Below are 16835 nucleotides of genomic sequence, written 5' to 3'. Positions count from 1 at the left end.
CCTTTAAATAAAGATGATGTGTGTTACCGCAGCTGCTCAGCAGCTTTTTCTTTCAATTAATACCGTCTCAAACACTTCTTGAAAAAAAACATTTTCCGCTTCTCCCTTAATCTTGCTCAGGATGATCTCGACTGCGCGCTCCGCCATTTTTTCCTTGGCAATATTGATCGTTGTAAGCGGGAAGGGATAAAACAGCTGGGACTGGATATTATCGTAGCCTACGACCTTAATGTCCTCCGGTATGCGGATTCCCGCTTCCTGTATGGCATAAATGGCCTCCAATGCAACCAGATCGCTGAAGGCGAAAATACCTGTGTAATCATCCCTGCTTTGCACGAGATCCTTCATAAACGCATACGTATTGCCCATCGTGATTTCATGATAAACGACTAAGGAAGAATCAAATGTTAGGCCGGCAGCGGCGATCGCTTGTTTATAGCCTTCCTCTCTTTCCCGCGAACAAGAAAGGGCGCTGGGGCCGCATAAGAACAAAATCCGCTTTGCCCCTTTGCTTAATAAGTATTCGGTTGCCAAGTATCCTCCCCGGACATCATCCGTTATCAGGTAGTCGGTCTGCTCGTCCTCAAAGTGCCTGCCCACCAAAATAAACGGGATGTTGGCGTTCTTCAAAATAGTGACGCTCCCGGAGCTGCCTTGCACCGGGAACAAAATGATGCCGTCGACCCCTTTGTTGATCGCTAGATAGATGGCCTGCTCTTCCATCTCCTGCTTCTCGCCGCTGTTCAGCACAAATATGGCATAGTCGTCTTTCCTTGCCGCCTCTTCAATAAAGTTCGCCATGATCGAGAAAAAAGGATTGGATAGATCGCTGATGATAACCGCAATCGTTTTCATTGAACCAGACCGCAGCGCACTGGCAATGCCGTTTGGGATATACCCCATTTCCTTTGCCGTGCGCAGAATGGATTGTCTCGTAGCTTCCGTCAGATCGCCTCTTCCCTTCAAAGCCCGAGAGACTGTGTTGATGCTGTATCCGGTTTTGGCAGCGATATCCTTCAAACGTATTTTCATTTTGCGCTTAGCCTTTAATTCCCGACAAAGTAACGCCTTTAACAATGTACTTTTGGAAAATGATAAAAATAATGATGATCGGAACGGAAGCGTAAGCATTAACCGTCATCGGCAATGTTTCGTCTTGGTTATAGGAGCTCATGAAAAACGGAATGCCGATCGGCAGCGTGAACAGGTCTTCCGATTGAATAGCCAGAAACGGCCATAGGAAATCGTTCCATGTGCCCAGAAATGAAAAGATCATGAGCGTAGACAACACCGGCTTGGATAATGGAATAAAGATATTCCACCAAACCCGAAACAGGCTGCAGCCGTCCATTTTGGCGGCTTCTACCAGCTCGTTCGGCATCCCATCGAAAAATTGCTTCATGATCAAGACGCCAAGCGGTCCTGCAAGGCCGGGGAGAATAAGCGCCGCATACGAGTCGAGAATGTTCAAGCTGTTCGCTACCATATATAAGGAAACGATAGTCGCTTCCCCCGGTATCATCATCCCGCTTAGAATGAGCCAGAACGCCAGCTTCTTATAGCTGAAGTCGATTCTGGAAAGCGCAAACGCCGCCAAGGACGCCATAGTCAAACTGAGAATGGGCACGATGACCGCGATGGTCAAGCTGTTGACCGTCCACTTGATCACCGGCGCATTCTCGAGAATATAAGCGTAGTTTTCAAACGAAAACGGGGGCAGAAAACGGTCGATCATATCCCCCATAGCGGAGCCTGGCGGCTTCAGCGAAGTGAATATCATATAGATAATCGGAACAATAAAGATGATTGCCAATCCGTAAGCCGCAACGTATAACATGATTTTCGGAAAAGTCCACTTTTTGGAGCCAGCGAATTCGTTCATCTCTTCTTCCCCTTAATCCGTTTTTTTGCCGAAAACTTTAAACTGGACGAATGAGAGCACAATTAGAAAAACAAAGAAAATAAAGGACATTGCGGTCGATAATCCAAGATCGTTGGCGGTAAAGCCCGTTTCATAAATGTACTGAATCATCGTTCGTGTTTCATTGCCGGGTCCGCCTCGCGTGACGAGCCAAACCTGACCGAAAACTTTAAAGGAGGCGATAACCTGCAGCACCGTAATTAAAACGATTAACCCGCGCATCGCAGGCAAAGTGATAAACTTAAGCCTTTGCCACGCATTGGCCCCATCCAGCGTAGCCGCCTCGTAATGATCAACGGGAATATCCTGCAGCCCCGCGAGCAGCACGATCATATTAAAGCCCTGCGTCCACCATAGCGTGATCATGACGATGGAAATCCAGGCAAAATGCGGCTCGTTCAACCAGAAAATTTCCGCTTCCGGGCTGAGAATGCCGAGATTATGCAGCACCGTATTAACCAAGCCGGAGTAAGGCGCAAGGACGAATATCCATATAAAGCTGACTACCGCTACCGATAGCACATTGGGCATAAAAAACACGGTACGCAGAAAGGTTCTGCCTTTCACTTTGGAATCGAGAATTAATGCAAGCAGGAAAGGCGTTATGATCAAAAACGGTGTGGAGATTAGGGCAAAATAGGTCGTATGCCACAAGGAAGCCCAAAAATCCGAATCCTTTAGCGCGTAAATGTAATTTTGGAGACCAACAAATCCTTCCTTGCCTATCAATGTCCAGTCGTGAAAGCTGACGAACAATCCGTAAAAAATCGGAACGATGGAGAAGAGAATAAAGAAAAAGAAATAGGGAGCAAGGAAACCGGTTGCCAGCAATTCGTTGTGCAGCTTTCTTTTTCGCTTGCCGATCGCCATATCCGCCACACTCGGTTCCGTTATCGTTGCCGGATTCATGATTCACCTCCAATCGTGCATCGGCATTACGTCACCGCAATGCCGATGCACGTGCATTTTTTATCGATTCAGAAGCTTTTCCATGCTTTGTACGGCTGAATCCAAACCTTTATCGACCGGTGCTTTGCCGGACCAAATCGTATCGAGCGCTTGGACGAGCTGGTCTTTCGCCGGCCACATCTTCGGAGATCTCGGCAAGTACACGCCATCGTTGGCTGCTTGCAAATAATCTTGGCGATACGGCAAGCTTTTGAACGCTTCCGACTCTATAGCCGTCGTCGAAGGCGGAATATGTCCAGCCTTGGACCACTCGGCCGCATTGTCCGTCACCCATTTGGCAAACGTCATGGATGCTCGCACCTTGTTCTCGTCTTGCCCTTTCTTCTGAATCGGCAGAATAAAGTTATGGGAATCGATCCATGTTGCAGGCTTGTCGTAGATTTGCGGGAATGGAACGGCTCCGAACTCAAGCCCCTCTGTCGCCTCCAGCGTGCTGGTAAACCATACGCCAGTCGGCAAAATGGCACCTTTGCCAGCTTGGAACGTCTCGCCGATTTTTGGAAGGTTGCGCTGGATCAAGCCGCTCTCGAACATGCTGCTGATATATTCTGCAGCCTGCTTGCCCTGCGCGTTGTTAAACGTCACCTTTTGTCCGGCTTCATCGAACATGCCTTCGCCGCCAAGCTGGTTATAAAGCGCCCACCATATCCGGTATGGATCTTCACCCGCGGAACCGAGAAGCATATTCACGATGCCTTTTGGAGCGCCGTCTTTAATTTTTTGCAGGAAGTTTTTAAATCCTTCGGGACCAGGCTCAATCATTGGTTTCTCATTCTCGTCGAGCAAATTCAGCTCGCGCAGAATTTTTTTGTTGTAATACAGGATGAGCGGATGTGCATCAAGCGGCAATGCATACTGCTGTCCGTCGAACACCGTCGCATTCAGAATGTTCTCATTGAATCCGCTTATATCAATCCCCATCGATTCGATATAAGGATTCATAGGCTCAATAATTTTCAGATCCACTAGCTCGCTTAATTTGGACGTGTGGGATATCGCAAGATCAGGCGCATTTCCGCCGGCAACTGCCGTTTGCAGCTTCGTATAAAATTGGCCCCAATCCTGTGTTAATGCCTTCACCTCGATCTTGTCCTTATGTTCATCGTTGAACTTTTTCACGAGGCTGTTCATGATCACGCCGTCTCCGCCGCCGAACATGTTCCAATAGGTGATGGTTACTTTCTCAGCAGGAGCGGTTTCCGGTGCATTTGAAGCGCTTTCATTTGTTGCCTCCGTAGTTCCTCCATTGCCTCCGTTGCCGCCATTACCTGACGAACAAGCGCTTAGCATCAATGACAAAACAAGCAGCATTCCCAGTACAACTGTATACAGTTTAGTACGTTTCATAGAAATCCCCCTCGAAAAATAATTGGAAACGAACGGTTAAGTTAACGTTAACCCTAACGTTGATTTACACTCTATAAGAGAAAAATTGATTCGTCAACAGTTTTTTCTCGTTTTTTTGATTATTACCGATTTGTTGTAATGAATGACAAAACCAGTCCATTGCGCTTAAAAAAGAATGCAAAAAAATAGGCCATCCTATCCAGGACAGCCCATTAATTTGCAGACAAAATATTCGATTATTCTACATGTTTTGCAATGTTCTTTATGTCGATCTAATCATAGATTCGCTCAGTAGATGATCCGCATAATCAGATCTTGGTTATAATCGCCGAACTGCTTGCCGAATAAATTGATTCCGCCGATATGCTTCGCATCCTGCTTGATTCCGATCCGTAAGCTGATGAACCTATTTTGGCTCAACTGGAGCTCGTCCAGCTTCACTTTGGAAATTTCCACGTCGTCGAGGAAGCTTCCGCCATTATCAACCTTCCACGTTTTTAGCAGCCCGTATTGCGTATGGTTATCGGGTATCCAGTGCGGGTTCAGCTTGCCTCTTCTATCGCCAAAATCACCGGGACAAGTCCATGTTCCGATTTCGATATTATTGATCCATAGCGTAATATCCGATGGCCAATTGTGATCGTAATCAGGCGCTTCGGAGCATATCTCCATCGAAAATTGAATGGATTTAATGTCTGCGTCCGTCTCGGGCAGCGGCGGGAATTTATAATCCACGTTTCCCCTGCTAAACCAGAGCAATTGCGCCGAGATTCTGCTCGGATGATAGAAATGTGAAGGCTCGTCCACGGGCTGGATGATTCCCGTTTCTGTGATCAAGCCGCAGGTCGAGTAGATTTCACAGTCCGTGTAACAGCCAACCGGCATCTCAATTTGGTAGACGCTCGATTTGGGACTGTATTCATCGTTTACATTCAATTGCATATGAATGTCGTCAAACGTCCGTGTGCAAACCTTCATCGTGCCGCGGGAAGCAGGCAGCACCTCCGTTGCAATAATGCCCGCGTTCTCAAGCACGCGGATATTCGAAGCGACCGTGGATACGGGCAGGTCCAGTTTATCAGCAAGATCGATAATATTTTCCTGCTTGTAATTCAGCAGCTTTAAAATGTTTATGCGGACATCCGATGCGAGTGCATGTGCAACTTTTCTTAACCGCTCCGGCTCATCGATCGACAACTCCAACATACAGCTATGCACTCCTCTTGGTCAGTTCAATTTACATCATGAATTATCATTAGTATACGCTACTCACCCAGCATTTTGCAGCAGCAGATTTCTTTGCGGAAATCGGGGCTTTTGTCATAACATTATTCGACAATGTCGATTTTTGCGATGCGCGATTTCAATGATTACGAGAGCCTTTCAAAACAAAAAAGCCGATCGAATAGAAGACCAACGGTCTTACATTCGATCGGCTTGCTAATAAATCGATTACGCTTCGTTACTCTGCCAAAGCCGCATCAGTCGGTGCAGGAACACGGCTGTCTCGGCACGCGTGGAAGGATTAAGCGGTTTGATCATTCCTCCGTCGCCTTGAATCAATCCCTGTTCGATTAAGCCTGCCATGCTGTGTGCCGCATAACCGGACACCTTGTCTGCATCCTTGAAGCGGTCAAGCGTCGCCAAATCCCCCTTAATCTCTTTCCCTTGCGCGGCCTTCAGCGCCCGCGCAGCCATTACAATCATATCCTGGCGAGTAATCTTTGCTTTTGGTGCAAATCGCTCTCCATCGGTGCCGGTAACGATGCCGAATTGTTTAGCTGTCGCTGCAGCCTCGTAATAATAATCTTGCGGCTTTACATCTGCCCATGCCTCAGCAGCCTCTCCTTTCAGATCAAGCGCTCTGACAAGCATTAACACAAAGTCAGCTCTGCTTACTTGCGCGGCTGGACTAAAGGTTGTGGCCGATGTGCCTTTCACGATCCCTAAAGCAGCCAGCTGTTCGACCGCTTCTCTTGCCCATCCATACTTGACGAGATCTGCAAATGGTGATGAAGGCAGCTCCGCATATGCCGCATAGGTTCCTGTTCGGTCCGTTTGGAACTTGATTTGCTGCGCGGAATGGGAATATTCCGCGTTCGCAATCGCTGATGCTGCCCCTTGGTCGTTAATGGACAGCATACCGATTTTTGTCGCGGTCTCATTGTCCGAACGCAAATACGGAACAGTTACGGTAATCGGCGCCTTTTCATTCATCCAGCTATAAGCCTTGCCATCCATTTCCGCAGACAGGTCAATGGCCGGTCCCAATAGTGTCCGTCCGTCCTGCTTCAATAATTTCCCGTCCCGCTCGCCTATGATTAAGCGCAGCATTTTGCCTAGATCTGCTGATTTAGGCAGCATCTGCCCAGATAACAAGATCGTTGCTTTTGGCAAGCTCACTTCAAGAAGAAGCTTAGGATACTCGGACAACAAAGCTGTGGGAAGATCCAAAGCATATTTCACGGCCTCGCCGTTTTTCTTAACGCTCATGCTTACCTTCTGCATGCCGTTTTGATCTGCCTTCGCTTTCGCAATTGCTTTCAGCAAGTCTTGCTCACTAACGGCACTAATCGCCGTCGTTCCGCTCGAATCGAGCTTTGAGCTGATTTCTGCTTTAACTGAGCCGTCCGATTGCGGCTGGAATAAGTCAGGCACGGTGACAACGGAGTTGCCGCCTCCAACTCCGGTTGACGCTCTCTTATACTCAAAAGTCATTTTTTCAGGCTTGCCCATACCGTCTGTCGTTACATATGCCTCATAGACGCCCTCTTTCTCGCCCGTAAGCGTAAAGGCGAATTGAAAGCTGCCATCCTTTGTGCTAGTCGTCCGTGCTTCATAATGATCCTTGCCCTGCGGATCAACCACTCTCAAGCTCACCTTTGCAAGGTCACCGTTCATGGCAAGCCCATCGATCGTTACTTTTTTTGTTGCGGCGTCTACGACAGCTTTCATTCCGTCAAGCGCAGGTCCACTCTCGGCTCCCGTAATGCTGTACACCTCAAAGGCATAGAGGGAATAGCCGTAAAAGGTAGCTCTCTCAATTCCTTGAAACTTAATATATCTAGCTTTGATCGGATCAAAATGTACCGTTTCTCTTCCTTCCTTCGCCGTAATGATTCCGTCGTTTTCCTTGCTCACATTTGTCCAATTTTGCTTATCGTCCGAAACGGTTAATCGGTAAGTCTTTGCCCGGGCATATTCCCAGTCGAATCTGACCGTATCTAGCTCCCTCACTTCGCCAAGATCGATCTGGAACGATACATCGTTAATCGTTTCGCTTGACCATCTTGTAGCCGGGAATCCGTCTACCGCTTTTTCGGCTGCATAATTCAGATTGGCAGATTCCACCGAGGATGCTGACACGGCTTTATTCAGCGCCAAATTCCCGATTAAGGAATAGATGCCTTCTTTTAACGTGTTATACGCCCCATCTGCGATCAGTTGATCTTTTTTGAAAAGCTCCAGCTTGGCGTTAAAACCTTTCAAATAACTGGCAGCCTTTGCCTCATCCGATCCTTTGAAGCGAGCCGCCATTTCCAAATAATTGTTCAACGAACGAGCCGCATCCTCATTCTTGAATTGCTTATCTTCGTCAAAACGTTTTACTAACACTTTCATATCGGAAATGCTGGTAGCTGCCTCAATCACATAGCTAGTTTTCTGAGACTTGCCCGCTGCTACCGTAACAGTCAGCTCATGTTTTCCCGGCTTTCCTGCCAGATCAATAACGGTCCCTTGCGTATAAGGCTTGCCGTCGAAGGCAGCGGATACTTTCGTCAATCCGCTCCCATCATCATTTTTGACCTCCCATCCAAACTGAACGGATTCCGTAAACGGAACGACTGCTCCGCTTTGAAGCAATTGTCCGTTCATTTGCACAACTGCCTCTGGCGGGGCAGCGTTGTTCACTTGATAGGTGCCATTCACAAACTGGTACAGCCAATCGTACAAGATGCGCGTTGCAGGATCCGTGCTCACCGCAGTGTCTGTCACCGCATTATTGCCTTGATAGTAGGCTTTAAAGCCTGATTTCATAAGGCCGGTTTCAACGCCGCTGTTCAAATAATCCACAAACCGCTCGCGGAACACGGCATCGTTCACCATCCTGTCGTCAAATTCAAGCTCAAGGCCCATGCCATACCGCTTGGCTATATTGGAAGCGTCTTCAAGACGCTCCATGCCCAATTCCTCGAAGAAATAGTTTGGTTGGAAGGCTACGGCATCTATCCCGACTTCCTTCCACATATGGCTCTTGTAAGCCAGAAAATGCGGGATCCAGAACAACCTCAAGCTGCTGTCATGCACTTTCTTGCTAGCCGAACGAAGCAAATCCGGACCAGTCGCGCTCGTACTGATTTGCTCCTCGAGCCAGTACATGCCAGCAAGCTCAAGATTAGTGTAGCTTTCCGCTGCCCATCTTTGTTTCGTTTCATTCAACCACCATTGAACCGCTTTTTCTCGATTGGCAAACGCTGCCTCTTCGCCGATTTGGGAAGCATTGAAGCTTTCCGATATGCCGTCACCGTCTACATCTCCAAAATCATTCAAATATTCCCCCGGGTCTGGAATCATCAAAACAACCTTTACCTTATGGTCCGGCTGGTTCAGCTTGGCGCCCACTTCCATGGCCGCTTCGTTTAGCTGCTGCATATCGCCCGTTTCCGCAAAGGTTTTATCCAAATACCATTTCCAATCCTCCAGGTTGGCGCCTCCGTTATACCCATTTCCCGCCGGTGAGGTTAGCCCCAAGTATAGAACCCCGTCAAACAGCCAGTCTACTGGTTCACCTGTCCGATCTACGTAGCTAATATTAGGAATAATCCTTTCCTTCGACCAATCCCCCTTGCCATTCGCGTATTGCCCGTTATAGAGCAGCCCTAGGTTGCGAATGCCGGCTGTCGCTTCTCCCGGCTCAAGTAACGCAGGCTGTTCAGCGGCAACTTGCTCCGCTCCCTCAACCTTTCCATCTGCGCCCCAGATTTCAACTTCATCAATAAGCGACCAAGCTCTCGTATGCATCGAAAAGGTTACTTTCACATAACGGGCATACGCCATCTCTGCGCCGGAATTGCCGCTTTTGATTCCGTCTCTGCTCCCAACCCAGTCGAAGACCTCTTCCCTTGGCGGTCCATCTCCCCAAAGAAGCTTCGTAGATTGATGGGATAACGTTCCCCAATTTACCTTGTCATCAGAGGCATACATCGAGACCGTTAAAGGCACAAGCGAGGAGCCCGTAGGCCAGTCCTGCAGAAAGCGTGCTTTAATGCTCGAGATTGACTTTTTTTCGCCTAGATCAAACACGATCTCGCGTGTCTTCTTATTCACATGCCCTACCCACGCTGGATCCGACATATCCAATTGGCCATATTGTCCGTCCGTTAGCTTATGGTTATCATCTGGGTACTTTGCATCCGGCTCTTCCGACCATTCATAGCTCAGTCCAGCGGCAAGATTGCGCAGCGCTGACTGTCCCTGTCCCTCTTCCGCTTGCGCTAACGGAACCAGTGCGAACATCATGGCCGTAATCAAGGCGATTGCTACCCATCTTTTATTCGAAGTCATAAATGACAGCTCCCTTTCTATTTCTGAGTAAAAATAATTGTAAGCCTCTTGATAACAAGTTTTCGTTTCAAACACAATTCTCCGCTCATTCCTCCTTCCCAGGATTGTACACAGATCGATTTAAAAGCGAATAACAATGTCTGTACTGTTACCATATGAAAAATAGCCGTTGTTTCAAAGAGATAAGTTATTACTTTCGTATACATTTATTTACCTGCTCCCGGGAATGATAGATTTCCGCATAAAAAAGCCGCTGCCCTAGGAAAAACCTAACGGCAGCGGTCTATTTTTTGCGTACAGCCCGGCTCTATACTGGCATTGCTTCATTCTCTTGCATATCCGAAAGGTTGACAGCTAGCCCCTCATGCAATCTCGAATGCTCGGCTGCAAATGCCATCAGATGGCTTTGAAGAGATGCCGTTGCCGACGTTAGTCCGTGCGAGGGGTTGCGGTCAAATTGGCAAACATCGCGCAGAAACGCGCTCACCATACGCTCATCGCCGCCGCCGTGGCCGTCTCCTTCGACATTGCAGCGAATCTCCAGCTGTTCTCCTGAAGCATAGCGATATAACGTAAAAGCTCCTTTATCCATATCTCCGATAATTTCGCCATGCGTACCCATAATTTGAACCCGGCGAGCACCGCTTTGCGTCAGTCCCGACATGATAAATGATGCGTTCGCTCCATTTGCAAACAACATATTCACTACCTGGTGGTCAACGACATTGTTATTGCAGCGGTACACGCAGCGCCCAAACGGCCCTTCCTTAAGCGCCTTTAAAATTCCCTCTTGCGATAAATCATTTGTCATGTAACGTGCCCAAGGGTGATGCGGCGGCTGCATGTACATTTTCAGTGCCGAGAATGCACAATTCTTCTCGACCGCGCAGCCGTCGATGCAGCGATCCGCCGACCCTTCGGGCGCATGCTCCGCTTTGAAATGAAGCAAGGAGCCGTAAGAGCTTACGCTCGTACAAGGCTGATTCATCAGCCAGGAGATGATGTCGAGATCATGGCAGGATTTTGCCAAAATCATCGGGCTCGTCTCCTCCGCATTGCGCCAATTGCCGCGTACGTAGCTATGCGTCATATGGCGATAACCTACGTTCTCGGTTAATTGAATCGTCCCCACCGTGCCTAGCTCTCCATCCTCCATACATTTTTTGATTCCCGACCAGAAAGGAGAATATCGAAGAACATGCGTAACGGCAAGCAGCCGCTTATAGCGAAGTGACGCCTGCTCCAGCTGGATGCATTCCTCCATTGAAGGGGACATCGGCTTTTCAAGCATGACGTGATAACCCAGCTCCATCGCTTTCATCGCAGGCATATAATGCATCCGATCGAGCGTGCAAATGATCATGACATCTGCCATTCGGCCTTGCTCAAATGCTTTTTCCCAAGTATCGTATACAAACTTCGGCTTAATTTGATGAATTTCTGCGAACCGGTTTCTGCGCTCATCGTCTGGCTCGGCTACTGCAATGATTTTAAGCTCATTCGGAAATTTTTCTGCATAGGGTCCATAAATGTATCGCCCTCTGCTGCCAGCGCCTAATAGCACAGCTGTTAATGTTTTCAACCCTTTCCCTCCTCTAGTACGCCTTCTATACTTCAATTGTATAGGGACCTTACGAGAGGCAAAAGAGATCGTTTCTTACCTTTCATATACATTTATTGACCTTCGTTTTGTCTCTGGTAGCGCGCCATCCGGAAATCCTGCGGCGTCGTATCGTTCTGCTTCTTAAAAAAGCGAATAAAGGCGAGCGCCGAATTATACCCCAGCGCAGCCGCGATCTCATTTACTTTCATTGAAGTTTTCAGAAGCATGTCTTTGGCCATCACATTTCTGTAATCATTCATATATTTCGATAATCCGATACCTGTAATTTGCTTATAGAGTCTGGATAAATATGATGGATTGAGGCTCACGTAATCCGCTAGTGCCGTCAAAGAAATATCGGTTGCGACATGCTCCTCGATATAGCGATGCACTTTGTTAACTACTTCCGTCGGCAATTGGGTGCCCTGCAATGTTTTCCATTCAAAAAAACAGTCCGCCAAATGCCTGTAATAGGGAATCAGCTCCGGCCAAGGCGTCGAATCGCCGTGACGAAATAGGCGGTCGAGGTCTAATTGGGTGTTTACGTAATCGCAAACCTCCCGGTTTTTATGAATGTAGAATAGAAAAACCGCCGATAACGAGTGGTACAATTCGATCTTCCGTACATGAGGGGTATAGGGATCATTCCATGCTGCCGTAAGCTCTCCATACAGCTTGTTGAATTGCTCCCGATGATTATTCTCAAGGCAGCTCATGAGCAATTGAACCCGGGCATGATAAAAGCCGTCGTGACAGCTTCCAGATTTATCGTGAGCCTCATCCTTCTGAATGTCTTTATCGGTCATAATGACCTCATTGAATAAACCGTTGCCTTGCACCAAGCCATATTTGATGGTATGAAAACGGTCCGATAAATGGTTCCAGCCGGTCGTCTCGCTGCCCAGAAGAAACGACACCGACAATCCAAGCAGCTTTTTGCATGTCCCTTGAACGTTTTCCAAAATGCCGCTAGCATAACGATGGGCTCTGACCCACTCCACGCCGCTGGAGTCGGCGGTAAGCTCATCCGACGCTTTAGGCTGGATCATCCAAACGATTTTGGACAGCTCGAAAACGACCGAATAGCTTCTTACATGCGCCGACAAAAACTCTTCGCAAATGTTTTGCAGCGCGTAGGCAAGCAGTGCTTTGTCCGGCGCCGTAAAGGTCTCTCTCCACGCGTCTATCCTGCCAATGAGCAAGTAAACGGGCATGGAAGCATCGAGCGGAATATCAATTTCGCTGAAAATTTGACCAAGCTGCTCCTCCGTCGCTTGTTTCCCTTGAATAAGACCCCACATATACTCTTTTTGCAGCGAGGGCAATGCCAATCTCATTTTGGACTGCGTTCTTGCAATCATCTGCGCCTGATCCTGCTCTTCTTCTATTTTCTCGATGGCTCGTTCCACCGACTGAACGATTTTCTCGTCGCTTTCCACCTTCAAAATATAATCGAAACCGCCGTAAGTAATCGCGTTTCTAGCATATTGGAAATCATTATAGCCGGTTAGAAAAATAACTTTGCAGGCTGGCCACTGAGATTTGATTTCCTGCAGCAGCTCGATTCCTTCAATGCCAGGCATCTTAATGTCGGAAAGCACAATATCGATACGATGATGATACATAACCTCCAAAGCTTGTTCGCCAGAATAAGCTTTCATCACCTCGAGCTGCAAATGCTCCGTCTGCTCGAATAACTCAAGGAGACCATCGACGATAATGGGCAAATCATCCACGACAAGCAGTCTGTACATGCTGTTTCCCCCTCTAGCTAGCGTTCAAATTCATTCTGACCTGCAACCCGCCTAATTCGGACCGTGACAGCACAATGCCATATTCCTCTCCGTAACGCAGCTGAATTCTGCGATGCACATTCATCATTCCCGTCGTTGCCTCGAGCCAGTTCGCAGAATGGCGCAGCTTCTTTCGAAGAAGCTCGATTTGTTCATCCGTCACGCTTTGGCCGTTATCCTCAACGATAATGGAAAATACATCACCCTTTTGCTCCGTATGAACCCATAGCTCGCCAGGCTGAAGCATATTTCCTAAAGCATGCTTATAAGCATTTTCTATAATGGGCTGCAGAATCAACCTCGGCACACGAATGGCAGGAAAGTCACCTTCGAACAATGCTTGTATGCGTTCCCCGTAACAGATCGATTGCATTTCTACATAAGTGCGGGAATGCTCTGCTTCAAGCTCTAGCGGAATGTCATCCTCATCGTTGCGGGTTATGAATTGAAAGTATTGTCCAATATACAAACAAAATTGATAAGCCTTTTCCTTCTGGCTCTCTGATTTAATTAATCGGCACAGCACAAAAAAACAATTATATAAAAAATGAGGATTAATCTGCGATTGCAGCCGTTTAAGCTCCGATCGCTGATTCCGAATTTGCTGCTCGTAATTTTCCTCAATTAATTTTTTCAGAGATCGCACCGTTTCATTAAAGGCTTGATACAAATAACCGAACTCATCGGCCCCTCGGTCGATGACGATCGGCTCCAGCCTGTTCTGCTGTACCCGGCGGAATGAATGGACCAGCTTCATAAGCGGCCTATAAATAAAACGCAATAAAAAATAAGTAAAGAACAGCACGATGCATACCGAGAGTCCGCAAGCCCACCAGAATAAGGACTGGTACATCTGCAAGGAACCAAGCACCTTCTCTTCGGGTATGCAGGTAATGGAATGGGAGTTCCATAGACTAGAATATTTGTAGACGGTAAGTAAACGCTTACCATTATAAATAATCGTTTCGTAGCCTTCATCTGATTTTGCTTCCCGCTTCTCTAACGCGAAAGCTTTCATTTGATCCAGCAATGCTGGGTCCGTGCCGCTTTCAATGACCCAGCCGCGTTCCAAATTAAGCAGCACGCTCTGTCCGCCCCGCGCACCGCCAATTTGAGACAGCGTTTCTTTAATCTTAGAGGTAGACAACTCCACGCCTACAATATACAACGGCTTTTTAACGGTCGTTAGCGGATATTGCATCGTAATAAATAGCCGGTCCTGCCAGTACAGGAATGGCTCTTCATACAACTTCGCATTATGCTGCATCGCAATAAATTCAGGCTCATCCAAGTAGGTTTCATAATTATTGCTCAAAATAGTACGTTCGATTAGCGGGATATAGGCTTTTGCTTCCTTTATAAACGGGCTTGAATTTTTCATAAGCTCCAGCCGCCTCTGAATATCCAAAATTTTGCGCGACCGCTCATACGAACTTATATCCTGGCCTGTTGTTGCAATTTCCATCAAATCTTTGTCCATCACATAGTTGGGCAAATAACGGCTGATCCGGTCCGCTTCCTTGTCCAGCGAATCCATATAATACTTCGTCGTATTGAGGACAGACTCCGAGATTTCGCTGCGAATGTGGTCCGAGCCTTGCTCAATGATCATCCAGGTAATCGCCATCAGCGGCAGCAAGGCAGCCAGAAAAGCTCCCATCATTTTTTTGAATATGGAGGAATCATGCAAATAGAATAAGCTTTTCATCGTCTATTCTCCTATATCCAGCACACCGAACCTATTCTTTTACGCTTCCCACTACTATTCCTTTTATGAAAAATCTCTGCAAGAAAGGATAAACAATAAGAATCGGAAATGCTGCTACGAAAATTTGTGCCGCTCTGCTAGTTCGATCGGAAAGTTTCAGTATCAATTCGGCATTCTCCGCTTTAATAAAGCGGAAATCCATCTTAATAATGACCGTCTGTAAAAACGTTTGCAGCGGATAATTCTCAGTATGATTCATATACAGCATACCGTCAAACCAACTATTCCAATGCCCCACTATCGTAAAAAGTCCCGTCGTTGCCAAAGCCGGCAGCGATAGCGGCACATATATTTTCCATAATGTAGTGAAGTAGCCTGCCCCGTCCATACGGGAGGATTCCTCAAGCTCTTTAGGCAAATTCCGGTAGAAATTAAGCAATAGGATGACATTGAATACCGGAATGGCGGTTGGCAATACCAAGGCCCATAGCGTGTCTATTAAGCCAAGCGATTTGACGGTCAGATAATTCGGAATCAGGCCGCCGCTGAATAAAATCGTAAATACGAATAACCACGCATAAAACGTTCTCAACCGAAATTGACGAGAATCTTTGGATAACGGAAATGCCGTTATGATCATCAGCGCCATACTAAGCGTTGTTCCGAGCACAACACGCTGTATCGATACCCAGAACGCACGTAAATATTCTTGTTTTCCGAACACATTATCATAAGCAGCCGTTGTGAAATCAATCGGCCACAGCCCTACCTTGCCTGCTGCCGCCGCTGCGCCGGAGCTGAATGAGATCGCCAAAATATGAATAATAGGCATTAGGCATAAGAAGGATATAAGCAGCAGGAAAATATAATTGCCGCCTATAAATATGTTTCTGCCAAGTGATCTGGTTGTAATCACGGTATGTCTCCCTTCTGAATGACGAATTGGATCTTTAGAAAATGCGGTAATTAGCAAGACGGTAAGCCAAGACATAAGAAAGAGAAATGAATATGAACGATACGATCGATTTTAGTAGGCCAACTGCCGTGGCGAAGCCGAACTGCGCCTGCTGCACACCCATTCGATAAACAAAGGTGTCGATAATATCCGCGCTTTCATAGACCGGAGGGCTGTACAGGTTAAAGATTTGGTCAAATCCTGCGTTGAGCACATTCCCGATGTTCAGCGTAAGCATTAGCACGATGATCGGCATCATGCCGGGCAGCGTTACGTGAAAGGTTTGTTTGAGCCGCCCTGCGCCATCTATTTCCGCTGCTTCATAAAGCGACGGATTGATACCGGTTAACGCAGCCAAATAAACAATCGTCCCAAATCCAAACTCCTTCCATACGTCCGAAGCGACCATCACATAAGGAAACCATTCATTGCTTCCCAAGAAAAAAACAGGTTTAATTCCGAATAAACCTAGCAGTTGATTGACGACGCCGGAGGACGGTGACAATACATCAACTAATATCCCGCTCAGCAGCACCCAAGACATAAAGTGCGGCAAGTAAACGAGCGTCTGGAACATTCGCTTGATCCATTCCCTCCGCAGCTCATTCAGCAGTATCGCAATCGTGATCGGTATCAGCAACCCCGCTGCGATTTTCATCACGGCTATATAAACCGTATTGAAGAAAATGCGTCCGATATCGGGATAATCCATTAATAATTGAAAGTTTTTCAGCCCGATAAAGGGTGAGCCGAACAGCCCTTTGTTCGGTATATATTTCTGGAAAGCCATGATGATGCCGGCCATCGGGACGTAGCTGAAAATCAATACCAGCAGTATTCCCGGAAGCAGCATCAGATGAAGCGGCCATTCTCTTTTCCACATCCTTGTTAGCACATTCATACCATTCACCTCGCTGTTTAACTAAAGAGCTGCACCAAAATGGTTAATAAAAAAGAGGGATTGTTTCATCCAA

At 47.3% G+C, this 16835-nt stretch carries 11 protein-coding genes; all 11 read right to left on the bottom strand.

What is annotated here, in order from left to right; translation table 11 throughout:
- Positions 1-36: 36 nt before the first annotated feature.
- On the bottom strand, positions 37-1032 hold the full coding sequence (locus A7975_RS00680; RefSeq protein ID WP_065383842.1) for a LacI family DNA-binding transcriptional regulator: 996 nt from the start codon (positions 1030-1032) through the stop codon (positions 37-39).
- 7 nt (positions 1033-1039) lie between these two features.
- Complete coding sequence (locus tag A7975_RS00675; RefSeq protein ID WP_065383841.1) at positions 1040-1882, bottom strand: carbohydrate ABC transporter permease; 843 nt, start codon at positions 1880-1882, stop codon at positions 1040-1042.
- Between the two features lie 12 nt (positions 1883-1894).
- Complete coding sequence (locus A7975_RS00670; protein WP_255314130.1) at positions 1895-2830, bottom strand: carbohydrate ABC transporter permease; 936 nt, start codon at positions 2828-2830, stop codon at positions 1895-1897.
- 60 nt (positions 2831-2890) lie between these two features.
- On the bottom strand, positions 2891-4237 hold the full coding sequence (locus tag A7975_RS00665; RefSeq protein WP_082197911.1) for an ABC transporter substrate-binding protein: 1347 nt from the start codon (positions 4235-4237) through the stop codon (positions 2891-2893).
- Positions 4238-4525: 288 nt separating this feature from the next.
- Positions 4526-5443, bottom strand: a complete 918-nt coding sequence (locus A7975_RS00660) for an ArsR/SmtB family transcription factor (RefSeq protein ID WP_065383840.1) — start codon at positions 5441-5443, stop codon at positions 4526-4528.
- Between the two features lie 246 nt (positions 5444-5689).
- Complete coding sequence (locus tag A7975_RS00655; protein WP_065384768.1) at positions 5690-9802, bottom strand: DUF4855 domain-containing protein; 4113 nt, start codon at positions 9800-9802, stop codon at positions 5690-5692.
- 307 nt (positions 9803-10109) lie between these two features.
- Positions 10110-11384: a Gfo/Idh/MocA family protein gene (locus tag A7975_RS00650; protein ID WP_065383839.1), complete on the bottom strand. Its 1275-nt coding sequence runs from the start codon at positions 11382-11384 to the stop codon at positions 10110-10112.
- A 92-nt stretch (positions 11385-11476) separates the two neighbouring features.
- Entirely contained in the window at positions 11477-13159 is a 1683-nt protein-coding gene (locus tag A7975_RS00645) for a response regulator (protein ID WP_065383838.1), read from the bottom strand.
- A 13-nt stretch (positions 13160-13172) separates the two neighbouring features.
- Complete coding sequence (locus A7975_RS00640) at positions 13173-14906, bottom strand: sensor histidine kinase (protein ID WP_065383837.1); 1734 nt, start codon at positions 14904-14906, stop codon at positions 13173-13175.
- A 31-nt stretch (positions 14907-14937) separates the two neighbouring features.
- Positions 14938-15822, bottom strand: a complete 885-nt coding sequence (locus tag A7975_RS00635) for a carbohydrate ABC transporter permease (protein WP_053375285.1) — start codon at positions 15820-15822, stop codon at positions 14938-14940.
- Positions 15823-15856: 34 nt separating this feature from the next.
- Positions 15857-16762, bottom strand: a complete 906-nt coding sequence (locus A7975_RS00630; protein WP_176707646.1) for an ABC transporter permease — start codon at positions 16760-16762, stop codon at positions 15857-15859.
- Positions 16763-16835: the final 73 nt, after the last annotated feature.

The sequence above is a fragment of the Bacillus sp. FJAT-26390 genome (assembly GCF_001682865.1).
In the GTDB taxonomy this organism is placed as follows: Bacteria; Bacillota; Bacilli; order Paenibacillales; family Paenibacillaceae; genus Pristimantibacillus.
This window is presented reverse-complemented; position numbering and strand designations above follow the sequence as displayed.

Excerpts from the sequence above, each read along its gene's own strand:
- A7975_RS00680 (WP_065383842.1), bottom strand. The coding sequence starts at position 1,032 with ATGAAAATACGTTTGAAGGATATCGCTGCCAAAACCGGATACAGCATC.
- A7975_RS00675 (WP_065383841.1), bottom strand. The coding sequence starts at position 1,882 with ATGAACGAATTCGCTGGCTCCAAAAAGTGGACTTTTCCGAAAATCATG.
- A7975_RS00670 (WP_255314130.1), bottom strand. The coding sequence starts at position 2,830 with ATGAATCCGGCAACGATAACGGAACCGAGTGTGGCGGATATGGCGATC.
- A7975_RS00665 (WP_082197911.1), bottom strand. The coding sequence starts at position 4,237 with ATGAAACGTACTAAACTGTATACAGTTGTACTGGGAATGCTGCTTGTT.
- A7975_RS00660 (WP_065383840.1), bottom strand. The coding sequence starts at position 5,443 with ATGTTGGAGTTGTCGATCGATGAGCCGGAGCGGTTAAGAAAAGTTGCA.
- A7975_RS00655 (WP_065384768.1), bottom strand. The coding sequence starts at position 9,802 with ATGACTTCGAATAAAAGATGGGTAGCAATCGCCTTGATTACGGCCATG.
- A7975_RS00645 (WP_065383838.1), bottom strand. The coding sequence starts at position 13,159 with ATGTACAGACTGCTTGTCGTGGATGATTTGCCCATTATCGTCGATGGT.
- A7975_RS00640 (WP_065383837.1), bottom strand. The coding sequence starts at position 14,906 with ATGAAAAGCTTATTCTATTTGCATGATTCCTCCATATTCAAAAAAATG.
- A7975_RS00630 (WP_176707646.1), bottom strand. The coding sequence starts at position 16,762 with ATGAATGTGCTAACAAGGATGTGGAAAAGAGAATGGCCGCTTCATCTG.